General features: G+C 72.8%; 23 protein-coding genes. 7 read left to right on the top strand and 16 right to left on the bottom strand.

Features of this window, described 5'->3' with window-relative positions:
• Window positions 1-143: 143 nt before the first annotated feature.
• The 3 genes from DCW30_RS27725 to DCW30_RS27735 are packed head-to-tail and all read right to left on the bottom strand — an operon-like array spanning window position 144 to window position 2,072.
• Window positions 144-905 carry a DUF3710 domain-containing protein gene (locus DCW30_RS27725; RefSeq protein ID WP_062780085.1) on the bottom strand — a complete coding sequence of 254 codons (762 nt, stop codon included), beginning with the start codon at window positions 903-905 and terminating at the stop codon, window positions 144-146.
• A gap of 1 nt (window position 906) precedes the next feature.
• A complete protein-coding gene (gene dut / locus DCW30_RS27730) occupies window positions 907-1,491 on the bottom strand; it encodes a dUTP diphosphatase (protein ID WP_237283378.1) in 585 nt (194 codons plus the stop codon).
• Window positions 1,488-2,072 carry a PaaI family thioesterase gene (locus DCW30_RS27735; RefSeq protein ID WP_062780086.1) on the bottom strand — a complete coding sequence of 195 codons (585 nt, stop codon included), beginning with the start codon at window positions 2,070-2,072 and terminating at the stop codon, window positions 1,488-1,490. Before DCW30_RS27735 ends, dut begins: the two co-directional genes overlap by 4 nt.
• A gap of 57 nt (window positions 2,073-2,129) precedes the next feature.
• Here DCW30_RS27735 and DCW30_RS27740 point away from each other — a divergent pair, with 57 nt between their 5' ends.
• Window positions 2,130-2,582, top strand: coding sequence for a DUF3093 domain-containing protein (locus tag DCW30_RS27740; RefSeq protein ID WP_062780087.1), 453 nt, complete (start codon window positions 2,130-2,132; stop codon window positions 2,580-2,582).
• A gap of 41 nt (window positions 2,583-2,623) precedes the next feature.
• Here the strand turns inward: DCW30_RS27740 and DCW30_RS27745 are convergent, their stop codons facing one another.
• The 4 genes from DCW30_RS27745 to DCW30_RS27760 all read right to left on the bottom strand — a co-directional run bounded on the left by DCW30_RS27745 (window position 2,624) and on the right by DCW30_RS27760 (window position 6,159).
• The gene (locus DCW30_RS27745) at window positions 2,624-3,553 is read right to left on the bottom strand and encodes a hypothetical protein (RefSeq protein WP_076684155.1); all 930 of its coding nucleotides are present in this window, start codon (window positions 3,551-3,553) and stop codon (window positions 2,624-2,626) included.
• 14 nt (window positions 3,554-3,567) lie between these two features.
• Window positions 3,568-3,864, bottom strand: coding sequence for a DUF4193 domain-containing protein (locus tag DCW30_RS27750; protein WP_055544889.1), 297 nt, complete (start codon window positions 3,862-3,864; stop codon window positions 3,568-3,570).
• Between the two features lie 393 nt (window positions 3,865-4,257).
• A complete protein-coding gene (locus tag DCW30_RS27755) occupies window positions 4,258-5,499 on the bottom strand; it encodes a sensor histidine kinase (protein WP_062780088.1) in 1,242 nt (413 codons plus the stop codon).
• Between the two features lie 6 nt (window positions 5,500-5,505).
• Window positions 5,506-6,159: a response regulator transcription factor gene (locus DCW30_RS27760; protein WP_062780089.1), complete on the bottom strand. Its 654-nt coding sequence runs from the start codon at window positions 6,157-6,159 to the stop codon at window positions 5,506-5,508.
• 302 nt (window positions 6,160-6,461) lie between these two features.
• Between DCW30_RS27760 and DCW30_RS36900 the strand changes: the two genes are divergently transcribed.
• Complete coding sequence (locus DCW30_RS36900; RefSeq protein ID WP_164492989.1) at window positions 6,462-6,635, top strand: hypothetical protein; 174 nt, start codon at window positions 6,462-6,464, stop codon at window positions 6,633-6,635.
• A gap of 103 nt (window positions 6,636-6,738) precedes the next feature.
• On the opposite strand, the gene DCW30_RS27765 is transcribed toward DCW30_RS36900, so the two are convergent.
• A complete protein-coding gene (locus DCW30_RS27765) occupies window positions 6,739-7,548 on the bottom strand; it encodes an inositol monophosphatase family protein (protein WP_076684156.1) in 810 nt (269 codons plus the stop codon).
• Window positions 7,549-7,577: 29 nt separating this feature from the next.
• Complete coding sequence (locus tag DCW30_RS27770) at window positions 7,578-8,705, bottom strand: ferrochelatase (protein WP_076684157.1); 1,128 nt, start codon at window positions 8,703-8,705, stop codon at window positions 7,578-7,580.
• Between the two features lie 330 nt (window positions 8,706-9,035).
• Here DCW30_RS27770 and DCW30_RS27775 point away from each other — a divergent pair, with 330 nt between their 5' ends.
• A complete protein-coding gene (locus tag DCW30_RS27775) occupies window positions 9,036-10,280 on the top strand; it encodes an MFS transporter (RefSeq protein ID WP_076684158.1) in 1,245 nt (414 codons plus the stop codon).
• Window positions 10,234-11,559 carry a D-arabinono-1,4-lactone oxidase gene (locus DCW30_RS27780; RefSeq protein WP_076684159.1) on the top strand — a complete coding sequence of 442 codons (1,326 nt, stop codon included), beginning with the start codon at window positions 10,234-10,236 and terminating at the stop codon, window positions 11,557-11,559. The genes DCW30_RS27775 and DCW30_RS27780 overlap by 47 nt, the downstream gene beginning before the upstream one ends.
• A 5-nt stretch (window positions 11,560-11,564) precedes the next feature.
• Here DCW30_RS27780 and DCW30_RS27785 read toward each other — a convergent pair whose 3' ends face one another.
• Window positions 11,565-12,911, bottom strand: coding sequence for an ICP22 family protein (locus tag DCW30_RS27785; protein WP_076684160.1), 1,347 nt, complete (start codon window positions 12,909-12,911; stop codon window positions 11,565-11,567).
• Window positions 12,912-13,383: 472 nt separating this feature from the next.
• Here DCW30_RS27785 and sepH point away from each other — a divergent pair, with 472 nt between their 5' ends.
• The gene (sepH, locus tag DCW30_RS27790; RefSeq protein WP_076684161.1) at window positions 13,384-14,484 is read left to right on the top strand and encodes a septation protein SepH; all 1,101 of its coding nucleotides are present in this window, start codon (window positions 13,384-13,386) and stop codon (window positions 14,482-14,484) included.
• Between the two features lie 64 nt (window positions 14,485-14,548).
• Here sepH and DCW30_RS27795 read toward each other — a convergent pair whose 3' ends face one another.
• On the bottom strand, window positions 14,549-15,376 hold the full coding sequence (locus tag DCW30_RS27795; RefSeq protein ID WP_062780096.1) for a sulfurtransferase: 828 nt from the start codon (window positions 15,374-15,376) through the stop codon (window positions 14,549-14,551).
• Between the two features lie 345 nt (window positions 15,377-15,721).
• Between DCW30_RS27795 and DCW30_RS27800 the strand changes: the two genes are divergently transcribed.
• A complete protein-coding gene (locus DCW30_RS27800) occupies window positions 15,722-16,534 on the top strand; it encodes a VOC family protein (RefSeq protein WP_198505173.1) in 813 nt (270 codons plus the stop codon).
• A gap of 28 nt (window positions 16,535-16,562) precedes the next feature.
• Here DCW30_RS27800 and DCW30_RS27805 read toward each other — a convergent pair whose 3' ends face one another.
• The 4 genes from DCW30_RS27805 to DCW30_RS27820 all read right to left on the bottom strand — a co-directional run bounded on the left by DCW30_RS27805 (window position 16,563) and on the right by DCW30_RS27820 (window position 21,972).
• A complete protein-coding gene (locus tag DCW30_RS27805; protein ID WP_076684162.1) occupies window positions 16,563-17,225 on the bottom strand; it encodes a thymidine kinase in 663 nt (220 codons plus the stop codon).
• A 40-nt stretch (window positions 17,226-17,265) separates the two neighbouring features.
• On the bottom strand, window positions 17,266-18,453 hold the full coding sequence (locus DCW30_RS27810; RefSeq protein WP_076684163.1) for an alkaline phosphatase family protein: 1,188 nt from the start codon (window positions 18,451-18,453) through the stop codon (window positions 17,266-17,268).
• Complete coding sequence (locus DCW30_RS27815; protein ID WP_076684164.1) at window positions 18,453-19,040, bottom strand: DUF5998 family protein; 588 nt, start codon at window positions 19,038-19,040, stop codon at window positions 18,453-18,455. The genes DCW30_RS27810 and DCW30_RS27815 overlap by 1 nt, the downstream gene beginning before the upstream one ends.
• 70 nt (window positions 19,041-19,110) lie before the next feature.
• Complete coding sequence (locus DCW30_RS27820; protein ID WP_076684165.1) at window positions 19,111-21,972, bottom strand: bifunctional acetate--CoA ligase family protein/GNAT family N-acetyltransferase; 2,862 nt, start codon at window positions 21,970-21,972, stop codon at window positions 19,111-19,113.
• Window positions 21,973-22,138: 166 nt separating this feature from the next.
• On the opposite strand from DCW30_RS27820, the gene DCW30_RS27825 reads away from it, so the two are divergent.
• Window positions 22,139-22,420, top strand: coding sequence for an HPr family phosphocarrier protein (locus tag DCW30_RS27825; protein WP_062780101.1), 282 nt, complete (start codon window positions 22,139-22,141; stop codon window positions 22,418-22,420).
• A gap of 205 nt (window positions 22,421-22,625) precedes the next feature.
• On the opposite strand, the gene DCW30_RS27830 is transcribed toward DCW30_RS27825, so the two are convergent.
• Window positions 22,626-23,429, bottom strand: a complete 804-nt coding sequence (locus DCW30_RS27830) for a M23 family metallopeptidase (protein WP_076684166.1) — start codon at window positions 23,427-23,429, stop codon at window positions 22,626-22,628.
• Window positions 23,430-23,432: the final 3 nt, after the last annotated feature.

Raw genomic sequence — 23,432 nt, forward strand, 5'->3', positions numbered from 1 at the left:
CACGGTCTCCCCCCCGGTGACCGGCACAGTATGGGCGGATACGTGTGCGGCCCGCAACGGTCCGGACACACCGGATCGTCACGGGCCACAAGGGAGGTGGACCGGTCTTCGGCCTCCGCGTGGCGGAAGCGCGAGGCGAGGGGTCAGCGCACCTCGGTGATCTCGGGGCCGCGCTGGAGCTGGCCCATGCCGCCGGAGAAGCGGGAGCCCTCCTGCTGCTCCTCCTTGACTCCCTCGGCGACCATCTGCGCGTCGTCGGGCAGCTTCAGGACGATCGGGTCGCGCGGCGCCATCGGGCCCTCGCCGCGCACGACGACGGTGTCCCGGAAGATCTGCTCGAGGAGCCCGGCGGCCTGCGGCTGCACCGCGCCCTGCCCGGAGATCACGCCGCGCAGGAACCAGCGCGGGCCGTCGACACCGATGAAGCGCACGACCTGCACGCCGCCCGTGCCGTCCGGCAGCTGCACCGGGACCTGGGCGCGCAGCTCCCAGCCGAGGGGGCCCTCGACCTCGTCGATGACACCGCCCTGCTGCGTGATGCCGGTGGCGATCTCCTCGCGGACCTCGCCCCAGATGCCCTCCTTCTTCGGGGCGGCGAAGCCCTGGAGCTGGATGGCGCTGTCCTGGAGCACGACGGTGGCCGCGACGATCGCGTCGCCCGCGACCTCCACCCGCAGCTCCATGCCCTCGACCCCCGGCACGAAGAGACCGCCCAGGTCCACGCGGCCCTCGCCGGGCTCACGGACCTCGGAGACGTCCCAGGGACCGTCGGGGCGGGGCTCGGGTTCGAGCCTCACGCGCGTGCGCGCGGCGTCGGCCGAGTCGTCGGCCACGCTGTCGACGACCTGCTCGTCCGCGCCCGCCGCGTCCTCGGCGGCACTGTCCTTCTTGCGACGTCCGAACACGTCACTGTCCTTCCCGGTCGGATACGACCGATGCGTATCGATTCCCACCCGTTGGTTCGCCCGCGCTCCCGCGCGGACCCACGCCCGTACGCTCGCCCGGGCCGGCGTCCACGGCGGCATGGCCGCCGGTGGACCCGAAGCCCCCCTCGGCCCGTGCCGACACGGGAAGCTCCGCCACCTCCTGGAAGCGCACCTTCTCGACCCGCTGGACCACCAGTTGGGCAATCCGGTCGAAGCGCTCGAACCGCACGCTGTCGCGCGGGTCGAGATTCACCACGATCACCTTGATCTCTCCACGGTACCCGGCATCCACCGTCCCCGGGGCATTCACCAGAGCGACACCACAGCGTGCGGCGAGCCCGGAACGGGGGTGCACGAAGGCCGCGTACCCCTCCGGGAGCGCGATCGACACGCCGGTGGGCAGGACGGCCCGCTCGCCGGGCGCGAGTTCGCAGGACTCGGTCGTCCGCAGATCGGCGCCGGCGTCACCGGGCCGCGCGTACGCGGGCAGCGGGACCTCGGGGTCGACGCGCCGGATGAGCACGTCCAGCTCGCTCGGGCCGTCGTGGGGGGCAGGGGACGTCACGGGTTCACCTCGAAGGCACGGGAGCGCCGGATCTGGTCCGGGTCGTTCATGGCCGCCCGGATCTCCTCCTGGCGGCCGTTGTCGATGAAGTGGTCGACCTTCACCTCGATGAAGAGGGCGTCGGCGCGGACCGCCACGGGCCCGTCGGGGCCGCCGATCCGGCCGGTGGCGGTCGAGTAGATCTTCCGGCCCGCGACGGCGGTGACCTCGGCCTCCAGGAACAGCACGGTGCCCAGCGGCACGGGCCGTACGAAGTCGGTCTCCAGGCGGCCGGTCACGGCGATCACCCGCAGCAGCCAGTTCAGCGAGCCGAGCGTCTCGTCGAGCGCGGTGGCGAGGATGCCGCCGTGGGCGAGCCCCGGGGCGCCCTGGTGCGCCTCGCGCACGGTGAACTCGGCGGTGATCGCCACGCCCTCCCCGGCGCGCGCCGCCAGGTGCAGTCCGTGCTCCTGCCCTCCCCCACAGCCGAAACAGTGTTCGTAGTGGGCCCCGATCAGCTCACCGGGGGCGGGCGCGTCAGGGTGGCGTACGGGCGCTATGGCCTCGGCCGGGGGCTTCAGAGCTGCAGATGTACCACTCACAGGCGCAGACCTTACCTCCGCGTCAGCCGGTCGGCGCACCGTGCCAAGCTTGGTCGCATGCAGCCTTACGAAGAACGCCTGACCGCCCCCCGCTCCTGGTGGCTCGCCTCGGTCCTGGTGGGTGTCGCGATGGCCCTGATCATGCTGCCGTTCGGCACGCTGCCGCTCCTCGGCGGCCTGGTCGGCGGGACGGCCGTGGCAGCGGTCGTCACCAGCGCGTACGGCTCGGTGCGGGTCCGCGTGGTGGCGGGCTCGCTGGTCGCGGGGGACGCGAAGATCCCGGTGTCGGCGCTGGGCGACGCGGAGGTGCTGAAGGGCGAGGAGACACGCGCCTGGCGCACGTACAAGGCCGATCCGCGCGCCTTCATGCTGCTGCGCGCGTACATCCCGACGGCCCTGCGCGTGAACATCACCGACCCGGAGGACCCGACGCCGTACGCCTACATCTCCACGAGGCACCCGGAGGCCCTGGCACAGGCGCTGGATTCGGTGAGGAACAACGCCGCGTAGGGAGCGCCCGGCGAGGGCGCGGGGAACCACGCGATCGGCCGTCAGGCTCTGGGTTGCCCGGGGAACTCCCCGGGCGGCAACGCGTTCGCGGGGGCTTCGAGAGGGGGCAGCTCCCGCAGGGAGTCCCATGGCACCTGGGTCTTCCGCAGGTCCTCGCGGACCCGCGCCGCCAGCTTCTTGGTGTCCCGGCGGTTCATGACCGCCCCGACGGCGGCGCCCACCATGAAGGGCATGAGGTTCGGCAGGTTCCGGACCATCCGCTTCATGATCTGCTGGCGCAGCTCGCGCTTGACCTGCCCGCCCAGTGCCGCGTTGAGCGTCGACGGCTTGCCCACGTCGACACCGCGCTCCTCCGTCCACGCGGTCAGATAGGCCGTGCTGCGCTGGGCGAGGGTGCCCTCGGGGCGTCGCCCGTAGACCTCGTGCAGCTCGGCGATCAGCTTCAGTTCGATGGCGGCGACGCCGGTGATCTCCGCCGCGAGTTCGGCGGGCATCGCGGGCGGCACGGGAAGCATCGCCGCCGCGCCGACTCCCGCGCCCACGGTGGACGAGGCGTTGGCCGCACCGGCGATCAGTTTGTCCGCGAGCTGTTCGGGGCCGAGGCCCGGGAACTGCTTGCGGAGGGTCGCCAGGTCGCGGACCGGGACCCGGGGGGCGATGTCGATGACGCGGTCGGCGAGATAGCCGATGCCGGCCTTGGCGCCGCGACCGCCCTTGCGCACGCCTTCTCTCATCCCGCCCGTGACGGCGGCAACACGGCCCTTGGCCCCGGCTCTCCGGGCGACCTCGGTTCCCTTGTCGTCCGCCGTCCGGTCCGGCACCGAGGTGAGGGCGTCCGCCGGTTCGAGCGAGGCTGATCCTGTGGGGGAAGAGCCTCGCCCGTCGTCACGCACGCCGTCGCCCGTGGCGCCGGCTTCGTCCGCTCCACGCCTGCGGAAGCGGCGCTTCCTGGACGGGGTCGAGCCAGTCATTGGCCGACCCCGCCTCAGTCGCAGTCGCGGCAGATCGGCTGGCCGTTCTTCTCGCGGGCCAGCTGGCTGCGGTGGTGGACCAGGAAGCAGCTCATGCAGGTGAACTCGTCCTGCTGCTTCGGGAGCACGCGCACGGCGAGCTCCTCGTTGGAAAGGTCCGCGCCGGGCAGTTCGAGGCCTTCGGCGGCCTCGAATTCGTCGACGTCGACGGCCGAGGTCGACTTGTCGTTCCGCCGCGCCTTCAGTTCCTCGATGCTGTCCTCGTTGACATCATCGTCGGTCTTGCGTGGGGTGTCGTAGTCCGTTGCCATTGTCGCTCTCCCCCTCTGGGTGTCTGCGGTGTCTCAGCGCACGTAACGCGTGAGGAGCCGGACTTGTGCCCGACCCGAGGCGGAGATTTTGCCTCACATCAAGGTCTGTTACTCAATCGACACCCAACCGCACCCCTGAAGGGGCGATGGGTTGGATGGCGATGGGGACCGTACACGGTCCGAATGTCGCACTTCACGGGTGCCACCCCGTGTACTTCCCGTGATCAGGACCCCCGAAAACCCGGATTTTCCCGGCTTTCCGGGGACTTTCGTGATCACGGAGAGTAGATGACGGAAAAATCGTCCCTGTGATCGATCACACACGGATTCCCTGGGAACGGGTCCCGAAAATTCCGCGCAAAGCGAACAAGCGCTCGCGTCCGCGGCACCTCCTCAGATGGGCAGGGTGACGCGCATCACGAGCCCTCCCCCTTCGCGCGGCTCCGCGATGATACGGCCCCCGTGGGCCCGCGCGACCGACCGGGCGATCGACAGGCCGAGCCCGACGCCCTTGTCGCTGCCCGTGCGCTCGGTCCGCAGCCGCCGGAACGGCTCGAAGAGGTTGTCGATCTCGTACGCGGGCACCACGGGTCCCGTGTTGGAGACCACCAGGACCGCCTGGCCGTGCTGGGCCTCCGTGGTGACCTCGACCCAGCCGCCCTCCTCGTTGCCCGGCACGTTGTACCTGACGGCGTTCTGGACGAGGTTCAGGGCGATGCGCTCCAGGAGGACGCCGTTGCCCTGGACCACGGCCGCGCCGCGCTCACCCCGTATCTCCACGCCCTTGGCGTCCGCCTCGGCCAGCACCTGGTCGACGGCGCGGTCGGCGACCTCGGCGAGGTCCACCGGCTTGCGCTCGACGATCTGGTTGTCGCTGCGGGCGAGCAGCAGCAGGCCCTCCACGAGCTGCTCGCTGCGCTCGTTGGTGGCGAGCAGCGTCTTGCCGAGCTGGTGGAGCTCGGGCGGCGCCCCGGGATCGGAGAGGTGCACCTCGAGCAGCGTTCGGTTGATCGCGAGGGGCGTGCGCAACTCGTGCGAGGCGTTGCCCACGAAGCGCTGCTGGGCGGTGAAGGCCCGCTCGAGGCGGTCCAGCATCTCGTCGAAGGTGTCCGAGAGCTCCTTCAGCTCGTCGTCCGGGCCGTCGAGCTCGATGCGCCGCGACAGGTCCGTGCCGGCCACCCTGCGGGCGGTACGGGTGATGCGGCCGAGCGGCGAGAGCACGCGGCCCGCCATCGCGTACCCGAACGCGAAGGCGATCACGGCCAGGCCGAGGAGCGCGAGCAGCGAACGGCTCAGGAGGTTGTCGAGCGCGTGCTGGCGCTGTTCGTTCACGCACGCGCCCATGGCCCGGTTGAGGTCGTCGGCGCTGGGGTTCGGGGGCAGGTTGCAGACCGTGCTGGCCACCCGGCCCTCGACGATCTTGAACGGCAGCTCACTGCCCACGTTCAGCGCCTGCGCGGCGAGCAGGTAGATGATCGAGAGCAGCAGGATGCCCGCGATCAGGAACATCCCGCCGTACAGCAATGTGAGGCGTATACGGATCGTGGGCCGCAACCACGGGAAGGGCGGTTCGACCTTCCTCGGGTCCCACGTGGGCTTCGGTGGCGCTGTCGGTGGCGCCGGGGTCGAGGCCACCGGGGGTCAGATCCGGTAACCCGAGCCGGGGACCGTCACGATGACGGCGGGCTCACCGAGCTTGCGGCGCAGGGTCATGACGGTCACCCGGACGACGTTCGTGAACGGGTCGGTGTTCTCGTCCCAGGCCTTCTCCAGGAGCTGTTCCGCGGAGACGACCGCCCCCTCGCTGCGCAGCAGCACCTCAAGGACGGCGAACTCCTTCGGGGCGAGCTGGATCTCCCTGCCCTCGCGGAACACCTCGCGGCGGTTGGGGTCGAGCTTGATCCCGGCGCGCTCCAGGACGGGCGGCAGCGGCACGCTGGTCCGCCGGCCGAGGGCACGCACGCGTGCCGTCAGCTCGCTGAACGCGAAGGGCTTGGGCAGATAGTCGTCGGCGCCGATCTCCAGGCCCTCGACGCGGTCGCTGACGTCGCCCGACGCGGTGAGCATCAGGACGCGGGTCGGCATGCCGAGCTCGACGATCTTGCGGCAGACGTCGTCCCCGTGCACGAGCGGGAGGTCCCGGTCGAGCACGACGACGTCGTAGTCGTTGACGCCGATGCGCTCCAGGGCGGCCGCCCCGTCGTACACGACGTCGACGGCCATGGCCTCCCGGCGCAGTCCGGTGGCCACCGCATCGGCGAGCAGTTGCTCGTCCTCGACGACGAGTACGCGCACGTCGCTGTCCTTCCTCTGTGCCCCTGCGGGCAGGTCTGTCTGGGGGGTAGGGCTCCATCCTGCCCCTTTCGGCCATAAACCGGCTGTAAGGCGGCCTGGGCCCCCGTAGGGGCGGGATTTTCTCGGGCGGCCGAGGTTTCTGCGGGGCCGTGCGGGGGGAGGACGGGCTTACACCCGCGATCACGCTTTGTCAGTGGCGTGCCACCAACCGCTTACTCCAGGGCGGCGAGAGACGTGATCGCCCCTTCTTGAGGGCACACCCCCGTGCCATCGACCCACGACCCAGCCGAGGGGGCGCAACCATGGACGCATTCACCGCAGGTCTTCTGCAGCGCATAAAGGCCACGGAGTCCGACCTCACGATGGCCCGTGAGACGGGAGACGACTTCCTTGCCGAGGTCGAGCAGGCGGAGCTGGAAGATCTCCACCGCCTGGCCGCCGAGCACGGCGTCGAGGTAAACGCTCTGCACGCCTGACCCACCGCGCGAGAGGCCCCGGCACCTGTGGACGAGGTGCCGGGGCTTTCGCGTTCCCGCCCGCGGGCCACCGGCGGGGCCGGGACCGCCGATGGGGCCCGGGTCAGTCGTGCCAGGCGCCGAGGTCCTCCAAGAGGCCCTGGAGCGCCTGGAAGAGGCCCGGCGGGGCCGCGACGGCCAGCTCGCCCGAGAGGCGCTCTCCGGGGCGGCCACCGGTCAGCGCGCCCGCTTCCCGGGCGATGAGGTCGCCCGCGGCGAAGTCCCAGGGGTTGAGCCCCCGCTCGTAGTACGCGTCGAGGCGGCCCGCCGCGACGTCGCACAGGTCGATCGCGGCCGAACCCCCGCGCCGGATGTCCCGCACCCGCGGGATGAGCTGCCGGGCCACTTCGGCCTGCTGGGCACGACGCTCGGCCACATACCCGAAGCCGGTGCCGACCAGGGCCTGCTCGAACGGCGGCGCGGGGCGCACGCGCGTGGGCTCGTCGTTGAGGAAGGCGCCCTCGCCGAGGACCGCGCGGCCGGTCTCCCCGCGCATCGGGGCGTGCACGACGCCGACGAGGGTCTCGCCGTCCTTGCGGGCGGCGACGGAGACCGACCAATCGGGGCGGCCGTACAGGTAGTTGACCGTGCCGTCGATCGGGTCGATCACCCACTGCACGCCGCTGCTGCCCTCGGAGCTGGCGCCCTCCTCGCCGAGCACGCCGTCGTCGGGCCTGCGCTCGGCGAGGAAGTCGGTGATCAGCTTCTCGGACGCGAGGTCCATCTCGGTGACGACGTCGACGGCGCTGCTCTTGGTGGCGGCCACTCCGAGGTCGGCGGGGCGGCCGTCGCGCAGGAAGGCCCCGGCCCGGTGCGCGGCCTCCAGGGCGACGTCGAGCAGTTCGGCCTTGAGCGCCTTCAGCGGGTCCGTCATGGTGCTCCTCGTGCTCTGCGGGCTCTGGTTCACGCGTACGGGCTGTCGGCGCCGGCCGCCGCGGGCTTGGGGGCACGGGCCGGGCAGCAGCCCACCGGGCACACGTCGTGGCTCGCGCCGAGGGCCCCGAGGGCGCAGGGCGCGACCGCCGTGCCGCTCTCGCGCGCGGCGCGCTCCATGACCAGCTCCCTGACCGCCGCGGCGAACCGCGGGTCGGCGCCGACCGTCGCCGAGCGGCGCACCGGGAGGCCGAGCTCCGCCGCCTTGGCCTCGGCCTCGGTGTCGAGGTCGTACAGGACCTCCATGTGGTCCGAGACGAAGCCGATGGGGGCCATGACGACGGCGGGGGCCCCGGCGCGGTGCCGCTCCTCCAGGTGGTCGCAGATGTCGGGCTCCAGCCACGGGATGTGCGGGGCGCCGCTGCGCGACTGGTAGACGAGCTGCCAGGGGTGGTCGACGCCGGTCTCCTCACGGACCGCGTCGGCGATCAGCCGGGCCACGTCCAGGTGCTCCTTGACGTACGCCCCGCCGTCCCCGTGCTGCTCGACCGGGCCGGAGGTGTCGGCCGCGGAGTCGGGGATGGAGTGCGTCGTGAAGGCCAGGTGCGCGCCGTCCCGTACGTCATCGGGCAGCTCGGCGAGGGACTTCAGGACGCCGTCGATCATGGGGCGCACGAAGCCGGGGTGGTTGAAGTAGTGCCGCAGCTTGTCGACGCGCGGCGCCTCCAGTCCCTCGGCCTTTAGGGCGGCCAGGGACTCCGCGAGGTTCTCGCGGTACTGGCGACAGCCCGAGTACGAGGCGTACGCGCTGGTGGCCAGGACCAGGATGCGGCGGCGGCCGTCCCGGATCATCTCGCGCAGGGTGTCGGTGAGGTAGGGCGCCCAGTTGCGGTTGCCCCAGTAGACCGGCAGGTCGAGGCCGTGCTCCGCGAAGTCCTCGCGCAGGGCGTCGAGCAGGGCGCGGTTCTGTTCGTTGATCGGGCTGACCCCGCCGAACAGGAAGTAGTGCTGCCCCACCTCCTTGAGCCGCTCCTTGGGGATGCCGCGACCACGCGTCACGTTCTCCAGGAACGGGACCACGTCGTCGGGGCCTTCTGGACCGCCGAACGAGAGCAGCAGCAGGGCGTCGTAGGGAGTGGGGTCAAGCGCATCGGACATACCGCCGATCCTGCCACCCGCCACTGACAGCCGAGGAAAGGGGCTCGCCGACCGGCCGGAACCCGAGCCGCGCGCCCGGGATTTCCAGGTGCGGCGCCGCCACGACCGCCCGGGGCTGCGGTGCGACGCCGCCACGCGAGGGGATTCCGGTGCGACGCCGCCACGCGCCCGGGGCCGCGGTGCGGCTCCGACCACGGGCGGCCTCGCCGGCCGCCCGGGAATTCCGGTGCGGCCCCCGCCCGGGGAGCCGTAAGCTGTATGGGCCACCTTTACGCCTTACCGGAGCCCCTCCCCCGCGGGGAGCCGCTCCGGCGCCTCAGCGGAGTCCACGTGCCCAGCCCCTACCGCGCCATCTTCGCCGCCCCCGGCACGAAGGCCTTCTCCACCGCCGGGTTCCTCGGCCGCATGCCGCTGTCGATGATGGGCATCGGCATCGTGACCATGGTGTCGCAGCTGACCGGGCGGTACGGCCTCGCGGGCGCGCTCTCGGCGACCGTCGCGCTGTCCGCCGCCGCGATCGGCCCGCAGATCTCGCGCCTGGTGGACCGGCACGGCCAGCGCCGGGTGCTCCGCCCCGCGACGCTGGTCTCCCTGGCGGCGGTCAGCGGGCTGCTGCTCTGCGCCACGTTCGAGGCCCCCGACTGGACGCTGTTCCTCTTCGCCGCGCTGGTCGGCTGCGTGCCGAGCGTCGGCTCGATGATCAGGGCGCGCTGGGCCGTGCTCTACCGCGACACCCCGCAGCTGCACACCGCGTACTCCTTCGAGTCGGTGGTGGACGAGGTCTGCTTCATCTTCGGGCCGATCATCTCGATCGGTCTCTCCACGGTGTGGTTCCCCGAGGCGGGTCCGCTGCTCGCCGGGGCCTTCCTCGCCGTGGGCGTCTTCTGGCTGACGGCCCAGCGGGAGACCGAGCCCGTCCCGCACCCGCGCGAACACCACACCAGCGGCTCGGCGCTGCGCTCCGGCGGGCTCCAGGTGCTCGTGGCCACGTTCGTCGCGACCGGCGCGATCTTCGGGGCGATCGACGTGGTCACCGTGGCCTTCGCGGAGGACGAGGGGCACAAGTCCATGGCGAGCCTGGTGCTCGCCGTCTACGCGCTCGGCTCCTGCCTCGCCGGCGCCGTCTACGGCCTGCTGCACTTCAAGGGCGCCCCGGCCCCCAGGTGGCTGCTGGGCGTCTGCGCGATGGCCGTGAGTATGATCCCGCTTCAACTGGTCGGGAACCTGCTGTTCCTGGCCGTGGCGCTGTTCGTGGCGGGCCTCTCCATCGCGCCGACGATGATCACGACGATGGCCCTCGTCGAGCAGCACGTACCACGCGCGAAACTGACCGAGGGCATGACCTGGGTGAGCACCGGACTCGCGGTCGGCGTCGCGCTCGGCTCCTCCGCGGCCGGCTGGGTGATCGACGCCGCGGGCCCGGACGCCGGGTACGCGGTCCCGGGCGTCTCCGGAGCCGCCGCGGTCGTCGTCGGGTTCTTGGGGTATCGCCGGCTGAAGCGGCCGGTTCCGCAACGGAGGGGGACCCATGAGCACGGGCACGGGCAGCGCGAAGAGCACAGCGACGTGGCGTAACTGGGCGGGCACCGTCACCTCGCGGCCGGCCAGGGAGGCCACGCCCGCCTCGGTGGACGAGCTGGCCGACGCGCTGCGCAGGGCCAAGGAGGACGGTCTCCGGGCGAAGCCCGTGGGCTCGGGGCACTCCTTCACCGCGGTCGCCGCGACCGACGGCCTCCTCATACGCCCGGACCTGCTCACCGGCATCCGCCGGATCGACCGGGAGGGCGGCACGGTCACCGTGGAGGCGGGCACCCCGCTGAAGCGGCTGAACACGGCCCTCGCGCGCGAGGGCCTGTCCCTGACCAACATGGGCGACATCATGGAGCAGACGGTCTCCGGGGCCGTGAGCACCGGCACGCACGGCACGGGCCGGGACTCGGCGTCCATCGCCGCCCAGATCACCGCCCTCGAACTGGTGACCGCCGACGGCACGGTCCTCACCTGCTCCGCGGAGGAGAACCCCGACGTCTTCGCCGCCGCCCGCGTCGGGCTCGGCGCCCTCGGCGTCATCACCGCGATCACCTTCGCCGTGGAGCCCGTCTTCTACCTCACCGCCCGTGAGGAACCGATGACCTTCGACCGGGTCACCGCCGACTTCGACGCGCTCTTCACGGAGAACGAGCACTTCGAGTTCTACTGGTTCCCGCACACCGGCAACTGCAACACCAAGCGCAACAACCGTGGCCCCGGCCCCGCCGCCCCGCCCGGCCGGATCAGCGCCTTCGTGGAGGACGAACTCCTCTCCAACGGCCTCTTCCAGGTGGTCAACACCATCGGCCGGGCCGTGCCCGCGACCATCCCCGGCATCGCCAAGGTCTCCAGCAAGGCGCTCTCCGCGCGGACGTACACGGACATCCCGTACAAGGTGTTCACGAGTCCGCGCCGGGTGCGCTTCACGGAGATGGAGTACGCCGTGCCGCGCGAGGCCCTGGTGGAGACCCTGCGCGAGCTGAAGGCCATGGTGGACCGCTCACGGCTGCGGATCAGCTTCCCCGTGGAGGTCCGCACGGCGCCCGCGGACGACATCGCGCTCTCCACGGCCGCGGGCCGGGAGAGCGCGTACATCGCCGTCCACATGTACAAGGGCACGCCGTACCAGGCCTACTTCACGGCCGCCGAGTGGATCCTCACCGCCCACGAGGGGCGGCCGCACTGGGGCAAGCTGCACACCCGCGACGCGGCGTACCTCGCCGGGGTGTACCCCCGCTTCGGCGAGTTCACGGCCCTGCGCGACCGCCTCGACCCCGACCGCATGTTCGGCAACGACTACCTGCGGCGGGTCCTCGGCGACTGACCCGTCTACGGGCTCGGCGTCGCGCCCTCCCGCGCGTCGCCGCCGGCGCCCGTGCCGGTGCCGGTGGACGGGGTGGGCGTCGGGGCCGTGCTCGGCGTCGGGTCCGTACCGGAGTCGCCGCTGCCCGAGCCCGTGTCCTCGTCCTCACCGGAGTCGCTGGAGTCGCCGGTGTCGCCGGAGCCCTTGCCCGGGTCCTTGGAGGCGGAGCCCGAGTCGGCGCCGTCGCCCGTGGCGGGCGTCTGGCCGCCGCCTTCCTCCGGGTCCCGCGTCGCGCCGTCCTCCTGCGGGGAGCTCTCGCCCGTCCCCGGGGTGCCGCCGTCCGAGGGCTGCCCCGTCGGCTCGTCGGCGGGCGCGGACGGCTCCTTCGGAGAGGTGTGGTTGTTCCGCGTGAGGTTGCTGATGGTGGTGCCGTCGCCGCCGCTGAAGTCCTTGCCCGAGACCAGCTCGTACGTGGTGATGCCGGCCATGGAGACGCCGAACACCACGGCCGCCGCGATCAGCGGCCGCTTCCAGCTGCGGACCCGCGCGCGGTGCGTCGTCCCCTCGGTGAACTCGTCGGGCGGCAGCGGCGGCATGGCGGCCGTCCCGGGAGCCGCCGTCCCCGGGGCCCCCGGCTGCGCGCCGGCGCGCAGCACGCGCGTGGCGTCGTCCGCCGGCAACGCGCGCGTGGCGTCGACGGAGGCGAGGAGCCGGGTCCGCTCGGCGTCGGCGTCCGCCGCGGCGATCGAGGGCAGGACCGTCGTGGGGTCCGCGTCACCGGGGAGCGGCAGGACCGTCGTGGGGTCCGCGTCGCCGGGCACGGGCAGGGCCGTCGTCGCGCCGGCCCCGGGGACGGGCAGCGCCGTGGTCTCGTCGGCGCCGGTGCCGGCGTCTGTGCCGGCTTCGGTGTCCCGGGGCCTGCCCCACGTCGTGGTCACGGGCCCGGTGGCGGCGGGGCGCGCGGCTGTCTGGAACGTCACAGGAGTAGCGGACGTCACATCCGCACCGGCTGTCGCGGACGTACCGGAGATCTTGGACGTCTCCGGTGGCTTGAAAGTGTCGGGCACCGACGAGGTCCGGGCCACGGGAACCTGCTGCGCCCTGGGCTTGGCCTGGACGGCCACGACCCGTATCTGTTCACCCGTCCGCTTGAAGAAGTGCTGGAAAATGGTGCCGCCACAGGTCGCCACGCCGCTCACGACGCCGGCGCCGAGGATCGTCCCGTAGACACCGAGGTTCGAGGCGAGCTTCGCCGCCACGACCGCGGCTATGGCACTGCCCGCCACCTGCGGCACGCTGAGATCGAGGCGCCGCTTGCCCTCCGGCTCCTCCTGGTCCTTCGACTCCTTGCCGGAATCCGGCTTTTCTCGCATCTCCGCCCCTTGCCTGCCTTCCTCGCTTTTCTCGACCGACTGCACGAGAAAGGGACGTATGGGCGAAGTGATTAGTTCCGTTTCGGGCGATTCCGTGAAGTGCGCCACGCATGTGTACGAACGCGGGAACGGGGAAGGCGTTCAACTCCCTTCCCCTGCGAGAAGTTCGGCGGCGCGGCGGTCCACCCGCGTGGCCCGAATGGAGTACTGTTGCGAGCCCTGGGTCCGGTCTCCCGCCAGGGTGCCCGGGGCCTCCAAGGACCGCCGGGTGGGGGACTCGCTGCACAGGGTGACGAACGTCGTCACTTAGCGTTGCGAAAGGGTAACCGTGACATAACGGCGCTCCAGGGCCCATGCCCGACACGCCGGGCAACTCGGCAAGGTTGTGGCAGGCTGCACCCGGGCAGGCCACACTCGACTAGCGGAAGCAGCGACGCACGTGACGTCGGCAGGCACCACCCGGGAGGTTCCCATGCCCGAACTGCGTGTCGTGGCCGTCAGCAACGACGGCACACGGCTGGTGCTGAAAGCTGCGGACAGCACGGAGTACACGCTTCCGATCGACGAACGGTTGCGCGCGGCCGTCCGCGGTGACCGGCCCCGACTCGGTCAGATCGAGATCGAGGTGGAGAGCCACCTCCGCCCCCGCGACATCCAGGCGCGTATACGTGCCGGCGCCAGCGCGGAGGAAGTGGCCCAGTTCGCCGGCATCCCCGTCGACCGCGTCCGCCGCTTCGAGGGCCCCGTCCTCGCGGAGCGCGCCTTCATGGCCGAGCGAGCCCGGAAGACGCCCGTCCGCCGCCCCGGCGAGAACACCGGACCCCAGCTCGGCGAGGCCGTCCAGGAGCGGCTGCTGCTGCGCGGCGCCGACAAGGACACCGTCCAGTGGGACTCCTGGCGCCGCGACGACGGCACCTGGGAGGTCCTGCTCGTCTACCGCGTCGCGACCGAACCGCACTCCGCGAGCTGGACGTACGACCCGCCCCGGCGGCTCGTCCAGGCCGTGGACGACGAGGCGCGCTCGCTGATCGGCGAGACCGACGACATCGCGGCGCCCGAGCCCAGCTTCCCGTTCGTGCCGCGTATCGCCCGGCTGCCCAGGGACCGTCCCCTCGACAGGCCGCTCGACCGTGCCCTCGACCGGCAGATCGACCGCCCGGGCATGCCTCCGGCCCCCGTCGAGCCGCCGGAGGAGGGCCTCGGCGCGGGCTCGGCGGTGGCCGAGCAGGAGCGCGACTCGCTGACCAGCCTCCTGGAGGCGGTGCCGAGCTTCCGCGGTGACATGGTCGTGCCCGAGCGCCCCTCGGTCGCCTCCGCGGCGGAGCTGCCGCCCGTACCCGTGCAGGACGAGCCCGAGCAGGAGGCCGACGCCGAGGAGCCCCCCGCGGCGGCCGGCGCCGGGGCGGCCTACGCGGACGTGCTGATGCCGCGCGCGGTGGCCAGCCACCGTGACCGTCTCGTCGGCTCCACGGACCGTCAGGCCGAGGCCGACGGCGTGCGTCCCGGTCGCCGCGCGGCGGTGCCGAGCTGGGACGAGATCGTCTTCGGCACGCGCCGCAAGAAGCAGGAGTAGCAGGTCGTACGCCGGCTGCCCCGCACCGTGAGGGCGCGGGGCAGCGGCGCGTGCGCCCGAACCGCTACCGCGGGTCCGCGCCCGTGGCGACGGGACGCGACCCGTCCGCGGACCACTCCGACCACGAGCCGACGTACAGGGCCGCCGGGATGCCGGCCACCGCGAGGGCCAGCACCTCGTGGGCGCCGGAGACGCCGGAGCCGCAGTAGACGCCGACCTCCGTGCCGCCGTCCGCGCCGAGCGACCTGAAGCGGTCGGCCAGCTCGGCGGCCGGCTTGAAGCGGCCGTCCGCCTCGACGTTCTCCGTGGTCGGCGCCGAGACCGCGCCCGGGATGTGGCCCGCCACCTTGTCGATCGGCTCGACCTCGCCGCGGTAGCGCTCGGCCGCGCGGGCGTCGAGGAGCAGCCCCGAACGGGCGAGGGCCGCCGCGGAATCCGCGTCCAGGTGGTCCGTGCTGTTCGGGGCGGGTTCGAAGGAGCCCTCGGCCGGCGCCTTGCCCGCGCCCTGCTCCAGGGGCCCTGTCCACAGGGCGATGCCGCCGTCCAGGACGCGGACCGAGGTGTGTCCCGTCCAGCGCAGCATCCACCACAGACGTGCCGCCGCCCAGTTCTGGCCACCGTCGTACACCACCACGTCCCGGTCGGCGGAGACCCCCGCCGCCCTCATCACCGCGCCGAAACGGTCCACGTCCGGCAGCGGGTGCCTGCCGCCCGGACCGGGAGGTCCCGCCAGGTCGGCGTCCAGGTCGACGAAGACGGCCGAGGGGATGTGCCCCTCCTCGTACGCGGAGCGCATCGAGCCCTGGTGCTGCCAGCGGACGTCGAGGAGGACCGGCGGATTCTCGCCTTCCAGGTCGCTCGCGAGTTCGGTTGCGGAGATGATGACGTTCATGGGCCCATCCTTGCGCATGGGGTGGCCGCGCGGCCAAGGTCCGGCTAGCCTGCTCGGCCGGGCCCGGCCCGGACACGGGGCGTACGGAACCTGGTACTCCCCGTACCGGAGGCGGACACTGACCCGACATGCCGCGGCAGCGGATCGACGGCCGCGGAACGGCATCCTTCGGCGGGAGGCCGGGAGCGGCGGGCCGGGGCGGGAACCCGTCGGCGCGGCGCGGCCGGAGCGCGAAGCGCTACAGGTGGTGCGAGCATCTGCACGGTGCGCGGGCGTGTGTGAAGGGCCCGCGCGCTCGGAAGCGAAGACGAAGCGGCCATGACGAAGGCCGAGGAGAAGGTGACGATGACCGAGGCACGGGCGTCCGCCGGACGGCGTGACGGCGCGGGAGCCGGTCCGAGCACACCCGGCACACCCTGCTGGGTGAGCCTGATGGCGCACGGCCTGGAAGCGACCCAGGAGTTCTACGGAGCGCTTTTCGGCTGGGAGTTCCGGCCGGGGCCCGAACAGCTCGGCCCCTACGTGCGGGCGCTGCTCGACGGCCACGAGGTGGCCGGCATCGGCCAGCTTCCGCCCGGCCGTCAGCTCCCCATCGCCTGGACGCCGTATCTGGCGACGGACGACGCGGACGCGACGGCCGAGGCGGTGCGCCACTGCGGCGGCACGGTGGGCGTCGGCCCCATCACGGCGGGCAGGGCGGGGCGGATGGCCGTGGCGCTCGATCCCACGGGCGCGGTGTTCGGGCTCTGGCAGGCCGCCCGGCACCTGGGCTCCGCGGTGGTCGGCGAACCGGGGGCGCCCGCCTGGTACGAGCTGGTGACCCGGGAGACCTCCGGCGTCTTCCCGTTCTACCGCAACGTCTTCGGCTTCACCGAGGAGGCCGTCGTCTCGGCCGACTTCGACTATCTGCGGCTGTGCGTCGACGGCCGTCCGGTGGCGTCCATGCACGGCGTGGGCGACGCGCTGCCCCGTGACACGGGCCCTCACTGGATGACGTACTTCGAGGTCGCCGACGCCGACGAGGCGGCGGACCGGGTCGTCGAGCTCGGCGGCCACGTGGTCCGGCCCGCGTGGGACGACGCCTACGGGCGGATGGTGACGGTGGCCGACCCGGAGGGCGCGGTCTTCACCGTCGTACGCTCCGACCGCGAGGGCTGACGCGGACTCTCGGAGAGCAAAGGCTCTCTCAGATGCGGAGGGCGGCGGTGTCCACCGGCAGGACGTCGGGCGAGAGGGCGCCCGCGCGTGCGGTCGCCGCCGTCGTCCTGCGCTGGTGGTGACGGCGGCACAGGACCTCGTAACCGACCTCGTCGGGCGACTGGTTGACGTCGCCGACGACGACCTGGGCGCCCTCGACGACCATTTCGCCGCCTATGGTGCGGGCGTTGTGCGTCGCGCGGGCTCCGCACCAGCACAGGGCCTCGACCTGGAGCACCTCGACGCGGTCGGCGAGCTCCACCAGGCGCTGCGAGCCGGGGAAGAGCTTGGAGCGGAAGTCCGTGGTGATGCCGAAGGCGAAGACGTCGAGTCCGAGATCGTCGACGACGCGGGCCAGCTGGTCGATCTGGTCCGGGGCGAGGAACTGCGCCTCGTCGGCGATCACGTAGTCCGCGCGTCCGCCGCGCGAGAGGTGGTCCACGAGGTGGGCGTAGAAGTCGAAGTCGTCCGCGGCCTCGATCGCGTCGGTGACCAGGCCCAGCCGGGAGGACAGCTTGCCCTCGCCCGCGCGGTCGTCCCGCGTGAAGATCATTCCCTGGAGTCCGCGGGCCGAGCGGTTGTGCTCGATCTGCAGAGCCAGTGTGCTCTTTCCGCAGTCCATCGTTCCGGAGAAGAACACCAGCTCGGGCATGGGAGGTCGCGGACCTTTCGAGGTGTGCGGAGTGGGGGCTTCAGGAGCGTACTTCGAGGAGGGGGACGAACTGCTCGACGGGGGTCATGGAGCCGTGCATGCCGACCAGTGCCGACTCGTTCGGCTCGCGTCGTGAGGCGATGATCGCGGCGTCGTCGTACGCGGCGGCGACGACGTCACCGATGCGCTCGTACACACGTTGATCAATGTGTGGACCAAACCAGCCCGCGTTGATCGCCTCGTCACGGGAGGCGACCCAGAACTGCTCGCCGAGGACCTCGCGCCACACCGCCAGGACGTCGTTCTGCGCCCCGGGCACCGCGTAGACGTGCCGGGCGCGGCCCTCGCCGCCGAGGTGGGCGACGCCCGCGCGCAGCTCCCAGTCCTCGTCGAAGTCGATGCGGGAGCGCTCGTCGAAGGGGATGTCGAGCATGCCGTGGTCGGCGGTGACGTACAGGGCGCTGCGCGGCGGAAGCTGCTCCGCGAGGCGCTGGGCGAGCCGGTCGACGTACATGAGCTGGCCGCGCCAGTCGTCGGAGTCCACACCGAACCGGTGGCCCTTGCCGTCGACCTCCGCGTAGTACGTGTAGACCAGGGACCGGTCCCCCGCCGCCAGCTGCTGGGCGGCGAGGTCCATGCGGTCCTCGCCGGAGAGCTTGCCGCGGAAGGTGCCGCCGCTGAGGGCGATCTTCGTGAGCGGGGTGTGCTCGAAGCCGGGGGCGGAGACCTGGGCGGTGTGCACCCCCGCCTCGTGGGCCTGCTGGAAGACGGTGGGGTACGGCTGCCACGCGTGCGGGTCGGTCCACGGGTTCCAGCGGAGCTGGTTCATCAGCTCGCCGGTGGCGGGATCGCGGACGGTGTAGCCGGGCAGGCCGTGCACGCCCGGCGGCAGCCCCGTGCCGACCGAGGCGAGCGACGTCGCCGTGGTGGCGGGGAAACCGGCGGTGATCGGCTGTCCCGTGCCGCCGCGCGAGCCGGCGAGCAGCGAGCTGAGGAAGGGGGCCTCCGCGGGGTGCGCCTTGAGCTGCTCCCAGCCGAGGCCGTCGATCAGGAAGACGCAGTTGCGGTCGGCGGGGGCGATCTCGGCGATGGCCGGCGCGTGGCCCGGCACGCCCTGGTGGGCGACGAGCGTGGGCAGCAGGTCGGCGAGCGATCCCGAGCCGTACGCGGGCACGGGGGCGGTGTCGAGGGCGAGCGGCTCCACGTCGTCCCAGGCGGGCAGCGACATCAGCGGGCGGTCTCCGCGGTGGCCTCGGACAGGGCCTGGGCGAAGGCGAGCGTCTGGCGCACGGCGTCGGGGCCGTCACCGGCCTCGCTGACGCGCAGGCTGAGGTCGTCGGCGGTGGAGCTGCCGGTGTACCCGTGGTCGGCCTCGCAGTTGGGGTCGCCGCAGGCCGCGGGCTCCAGGTCGATGCGGGAGACCGCGCCCCAGCCGATGGTCAGGACGACCTCGCGGGGCGGGGTGCCGGGCACGTACTTCTCGGGGTTGGCGACGACGCGGCTGAGGACGACCGAGGAGATCCGGCCGATCTTGACCGACTCCGTGGAGGTCGTCGCGTACGGCGTCGGGGACGTGCCGTCCGCCGCCTGCTCGTCGGTGTGGCTCACGATGAAGCGGGTGCCGGTCAGCACGAGGACCGTGACGTGCCTGCGCACTTCGTTGGCGTCGAACGTCGTCTCCTGGTGGACCAGGTACGACCCGATGGCCTCGCCGCCGATGGCGGCCTCCACGGCCTCGGCCACGAGGGCCGGGTAGTAGCCGCTGCGCTCGATCGCCGCGCGCAGCCCCTGGGTCGTCGTACCGGTCTTTGCCATGCCGTCCATCCTACGGCCCGGCGAGGGGCCCATGAGCCCCCGTGGGGCGGCCCGGCGCCGGGAAGCGCCCTCAGTAGCCGGGGAGCGTCCGCGGGCCCAGGTCGTCACGGGCGGGCGGCGGTGCGAGCCGGACCGACGCGCCGAGCACGGAGAGTCCGCGCGGGGCCACGACCACGGGCTCCAGGGAGACGCCGACCACTTCCGGGTGGTCGTCGACGAGGCGGGAGACCCGCTGGAGCAGTTCCTGCAGCGCGGGGGTGTCGACGGGGGCCGAGCCGCGCCAGCCGAAGAGGAGCGGGGCGGTCCTGATCGACCTGACCAAGGAGGCCGCCTCGCGGTCGGTGACCGGGATCAGCCGGTGCGCGGTGTCGCCGAGCAGTTCGGAGGCGGCGCCCGCGAGGCCGAAGGAGAGCACCGCTCCGGCCGCCGGATCGATGACGGCGCGCACGACGGTGTCGACGCCGCGCGGCACCATCTTCTGGACGACGGGCCGCAGCTCGGCCGGCTTTCCGAACAGGTCGATCAACTCTTGATAGGCCCGTCGCAGTTGCTCCTCGTCGGCGAGGTCGAGCCGCACCCCGCCGAGGTCGGCACGGTGGCGCAGATGCGGGGCGGTGGTCTTCAGGGCCACGGGGTAGCCGAGCCAGCGCGCGGCCTCCACGGCCTCGTCGGGGCCCGGAGCGGACAGCGCCTCGCGTACGGGGACGCCGTACCGCCCGAGCAGTTCGTGGGCGTCGGCGGCGGCGAGGGTCAGGCCGCGACGGTCCTCCCCGCGCGCCAGCAGCTCCGCGATGCGGTCGGCGGTCCCGCTCTCGTCGATGTCGTCGTACTCGTGCACCTTGCCGGGTTCGGCCGCCTCGCGGCGCCACTGGGCGTACCTGACGGCCTCGGCGAGGGCGCGGACGGCGCGCTCGGCTGCGGGGTAGGCGGGGATGCGGTGGGAGCGCGCCTCGTCTGCGGCCTCCTCGGCGCCCTCGGCGTCCGGGGCGGCGTCGGCCGCCGGGGCGGGCGCGGGGTCCTCGGTCCCGCCCGCGGCGGGCGCGGCAGGGGCGTCGGGCCGGGTCCTCGCCGCGGCGGCCAGGGCCTCGGCGAGGCCGCCGAGCTCCACGTGGACCACGGCCACGGGCTTCGCCGGGCATCCCGCGGCGGCGGCACGCAGCTCGCCGGCCAGCGTCTCGGGGTCGGCGGCGACCTTGTCCTCGCGCACCCAGGGGATCGCGTTGACGATCACCGCGTCGCACCCGTCGTCCGACAGGGCCTCGGCGAGCGCGGCCCGGAAGTCGGCGGGGGTGGCCCCCGTGGTCAGGTCGCGCGGCGGCAGCGGGCGCAGCCCGTCGGCGACGCAGGCGTCGTACGTGAGCAGCCCCAGCGACTCGGAGTTGCCGAGGATGCCCACCCGCGGCCCCGAGGGCAGCGGCTGCCCGGCGAGCAGCAGCCCGGCGTCGACCATCTCCGTGACGGTGTCCACGCGGATGACGCCCGCCTGGCGGAGCAGGGCCGACACCGTGGCGTGCGGCAGCCGCGTGGCCTGCACCGCGTGCCCGGTGGGCGCGATTCCGCTGTGCCGGGCGCCCTGGACCACGACGAGCGGCTTGGCGGTCGCGGCCCTGCGGGCGAGGCGGGTGAACTTGCGCGGGTTGCCGATCGTCTCCAGGTACATCAGCGCGACGTCGGTGTCCGGGTCCTCGTACCAGTACTGGAGGACGTCGTTCCCCGAGACGTCGGCCCGGTTGCCGGAGCCGATGAACGTGGACAGGCCCGCGCCCCTGCGGTGCAGTCCGGAGAGCAGCGCGATGCCGATCGCCCCCGACTGGGTGAACAGACCGATGCGACCGCGCGCGGGCGACTGCGGGGCGAGCGAGGCGTTGAGCCGCGCCCGGGGGGAGGTGTTGATGACGCCGAAGGCGTTCGGGCCGACGATGCGCATTCCGTGCGAACGTGCCTGGCGCACCAGTTCGCGCTGCCGCTCGCGCCCCTCGGCGCCGCTCTCCGCGTACCCGGCGGAGAGCACCACGAGCCCCTGCACCCCGTGCTCGCCGCAGTCGGCGACGACCTGCGGCACACGGTCGGCGGGCACGGTGACCACGGCGAGGTCGACGGGCTCGGCCACGGAGGTCACGGAGCGGTGCGCGGGCACGCCCTCGATGCGAGCGCCCTCGTCGAAGGCGCTGTTCACCGCGTACAGGCGCCCGGCGAACCCGGCGTCGCGGAGGTTGCTCAGGACGCTGCGTCCGACGCCGCCGGGGGTCCGCCCCACGCCGATCACCGCGACCGAGCCCGGCGTCAGCAGGCGCTGCACGGACCGGCCCTCGGCACGCTGCTCGCGGGCGCGCTGCACGGCGAGCGAGCGGTCGGTCGGCTCAAGGCCGAACTCCAGGCGCACGACGCCGTCCTCGAAGCTGCGCTTCTGCTGGTAGCCCGCGTCCGTGAAGACCTTGATCATCTTGGTGTTGGCGGGCAGGACCTCGGCCGCGAAGCGCCGGATGCCGCGCTCCCTGGCGACCGCCGCGATGTGTTCGAGGAGCGTGGAGGCCACACCCCTGCCCTGGTGGGCGTCCTGCACGAGGAAGGCGACCTCGGCCTCGTCGGCGGGGGCGCTGGCGGCCATGCCCCGCTCGTCGATGCGGTCGTACCGCACGGTGGCGATGAACTCGCCGCCCACCGTCGCCGCCAGACCCACGCGGTCGACCTGGTCGTGGTGGGTGAAGCGGTGCACGTCCTTGGCGGAGAGGCGGGGGTAGGGCGCGAAGAACCGGTAGTACTTCGACTCGTCCGAGACCTGTTCGTAGAAGCTGACCAGGCGGTCCGCGTCCTCGGCCGTGATGGGCCTGATCCGGGCGGTGCCTCCGTCGCGCAGCACCACATCGGCTTCCCAGTGCGCGGGGTAGTCGTGCCGCTCCTGCTGATCCGACTGATCCGACGGGGTCTGCATGGTGCCAGGGTACGGGTCGCGGGGCCGCTCGGACCTTGGCAGGCTGAGAGCCCGGCGACCGCGGGACAGCCCGTCGGATGACCAGGGCGTACGGTCGGCAGAGCACCCGTGTCGACATGAGACACTGGTCTAGACAACTTGGAAACACCTGGAAGGGCAGCAACACATGGCTGAGCGCCGCGTCAACGTCGGCTGGGCCGAGGGCCTCCACGCCCGACCCGCCTCCATCTTCGTCCGCGCGGCCACGGCCGCCGGCGTCCCCGTGACGATCGCCAAGGCCGACGGCAACCCGGTCAACGCCGGCTCGATGCTCGCGGTGCTCGGCCTCGGCGCCCAGGGCGGCGAGGAGATCACCCTCGCCTCCGACGCCGAGGGCGCGGACGCCGCCCTCGACCGTCTGGCCAAGCTCGTCGCCGAGGGCCTTGAGGAGCTCCCGGAGACGGTCTGACCCGAGCAGCACCGACCGGAGGGCCCACCCTGACACGGGGTGGGCCCTTCGGCGTTGGGCTCACGCGGCGCGTGGGGCGCCTTGGCGCGCGCACAGCGCACCGCCTGCCTCTCCGGCCCCTCCACGCCCCTCTCTGTTGGTCATACGGCGAAAGCCCCGGCTCTTTCGTGAGCCGGGGCTTTCGGTACGACGTGGGTCGCGTCGGTCAGACGTTGACGCCGTGCGCGCGGAGGTAGGCGACGGGGTCGATGTCCGAGCCGTACTCCGCGCCCGTGCGGGCCTCGAAGTGCAGGTGCGGGCCGCTGGAGTTGCCCGTGGAGCCTGCGAGGCCTATCTGCTGGCCCGGGGTGACCGTCTGGCCGACGGTGACGCCGAGGGAGGACAGGTGGCCGTACTGGGTGTACGTGCCGTCGTTCATCTTGATGACGACGTTGTTGCCGTAGGCGCCGCCCCAGCCCGCCTCGACGACGGTGCCGGAGCCGACCGCGTGGACCGGGGTGCCGGAAGCGGCGTGGAAGTCGACGCCGGTGTGGCTGCCGGAGGACCACATGGCCCCGCCGGTCTGGTAGCCCGTGGAGACGTAGGAGCCGGAGATCGGGGAGACGTAGGTGTTCAGGCGCTTGCGCTCGGCCTCGCGGGCGGCGCGCTCCTTCTGCTCGCGCTCCTTCTTGGCCTTCGCCTTGGCCTCGGCCTCGGCCTTGCGCTTCTCCTCGGCGGCCCTCTTCTTGGCGGCCTCTTCGGCCTTCTTGGCCGCGGCGGCGGCGTCGGCGGCCTGCTGCTGGGCGGCGGCCTGCGCGTCGACGCTCGCGGCGAGCGAGTCACCGACGGAGATGGCCTGGGTGAGCCCGGTGTGTTCGATGGGCGCGTCGTCAGCGGCGGCGAGCGCGGGGGCCGCCAGGCCTCCGATGACACCGGTGGTGGTGAGCGCGGCGACGCCCGCGGCATTCGCCGTGGTGCGCGTGAGGCGGCTCGGACGACGGTGCTTCCCGGTGGCACGGGTGAACGCCATGAA

Source organism: Streptomyces alfalfae (assembly GCF_004127445.1).
Taxonomy (GTDB): domain Bacteria; phylum Actinomycetota; class Actinomycetes; order Streptomycetales; family Streptomycetaceae; genus Streptomyces; species Streptomyces alfalfae.

What these genes read in the sequence shown, in the direction of transcription:
- DCW30_RS27825 (WP_062780101.1), top strand. Translation starts at nt 22,139, where the DNA reads ATGGCTGAGCGCCGCGTCAACGTCGGCTGGGCCGAGGGCCTCCACGCC.
- DCW30_RS27805 (WP_076684162.1), bottom strand. Translation starts at nt 17,225, where the DNA reads ATGCCCGAGCTGGTGTTCTTCTCCGGAACGATGGACTGCGGAAAGAGC.
- DCW30_RS27800 (WP_198505173.1), top strand. Translation starts at nt 15,722, where the DNA reads ATGACCGAGGCACGGGCGTCCGCCGGACGGCGTGACGGCGCGGGAGCC.
- DCW30_RS27810 (WP_076684163.1), bottom strand. Translation starts at nt 18,453, where the DNA reads ATGTCGCTGCCCGCCTGGGACGACGTGGAGCCGCTCGCCCTCGACACC.
- DCW30_RS27795 (WP_062780096.1), bottom strand. Translation starts at nt 15,376, where the DNA reads ATGAACGTCATCATCTCCGCAACCGAACTCGCGAGCGACCTGGAAGGC.
- DCW30_RS27770 (WP_076684157.1), bottom strand. Translation starts at nt 8,705, where the DNA reads ATGTCCGATGCGCTTGACCCCACTCCCTACGACGCCCTGCTGCTGCTC.
- DCW30_RS27830 (WP_076684166.1), bottom strand. Translation starts at nt 23,429, where the DNA reads ATGGCGTTCACCCGTGCCACCGGGAAGCACCGTCGTCCGAGCCGCCTC.
- DCW30_RS27780 (WP_076684159.1), top strand. Translation starts at nt 10,234, where the DNA reads ATGAGCACGGGCACGGGCAGCGCGAAGAGCACAGCGACGTGGCGTAAC.
- DCW30_RS27785 (WP_076684160.1), bottom strand. Translation starts at nt 12,911, where the DNA reads ATGCGAGAAAAGCCGGATTCCGGCAAGGAGTCGAAGGACCAGGAGGAG.
- DCW30_RS27815 (WP_076684164.1), bottom strand. Translation starts at nt 19,040, where the DNA reads ATGGCAAAGACCGGTACGACGACCCAGGGGCTGCGCGCGGCGATCGAG.
- DCW30_RS27820 (WP_076684165.1), bottom strand. Translation starts at nt 21,972, where the DNA reads ATGCAGACCCCGTCGGATCAGTCGGATCAGCAGGAGCGGCACGACTAC.
- DCW30_RS27750 (WP_055544889.1), bottom strand. Translation starts at nt 3,864, where the DNA reads ATGGCAACGGACTACGACACCCCACGCAAGACCGACGATGATGTCAAC.
- DCW30_RS36900 (WP_164492989.1), top strand. Translation starts at nt 6,462, where the DNA reads ATGGACGCATTCACCGCAGGTCTTCTGCAGCGCATAAAGGCCACGGAG.
- DCW30_RS27765 (WP_076684156.1), bottom strand. Translation starts at nt 7,548, where the DNA reads ATGACGGACCCGCTGAAGGCGCTCAAGGCCGAACTGCTCGACGTCGCC.
- DCW30_RS27740 (WP_062780087.1), top strand. Translation starts at nt 2,130, where the DNA reads ATGCAGCCTTACGAAGAACGCCTGACCGCCCCCCGCTCCTGGTGGCTC.
- DCW30_RS27745 (WP_076684155.1), bottom strand. Translation starts at nt 3,553, where the DNA reads ATGACTGGCTCGACCCCGTCCAGGAAGCGCCGCTTCCGCAGGCGTGGA.
- sepH (WP_076684161.1), top strand. Translation starts at nt 13,384, where the DNA reads ATGCCCGAACTGCGTGTCGTGGCCGTCAGCAACGACGGCACACGGCTG.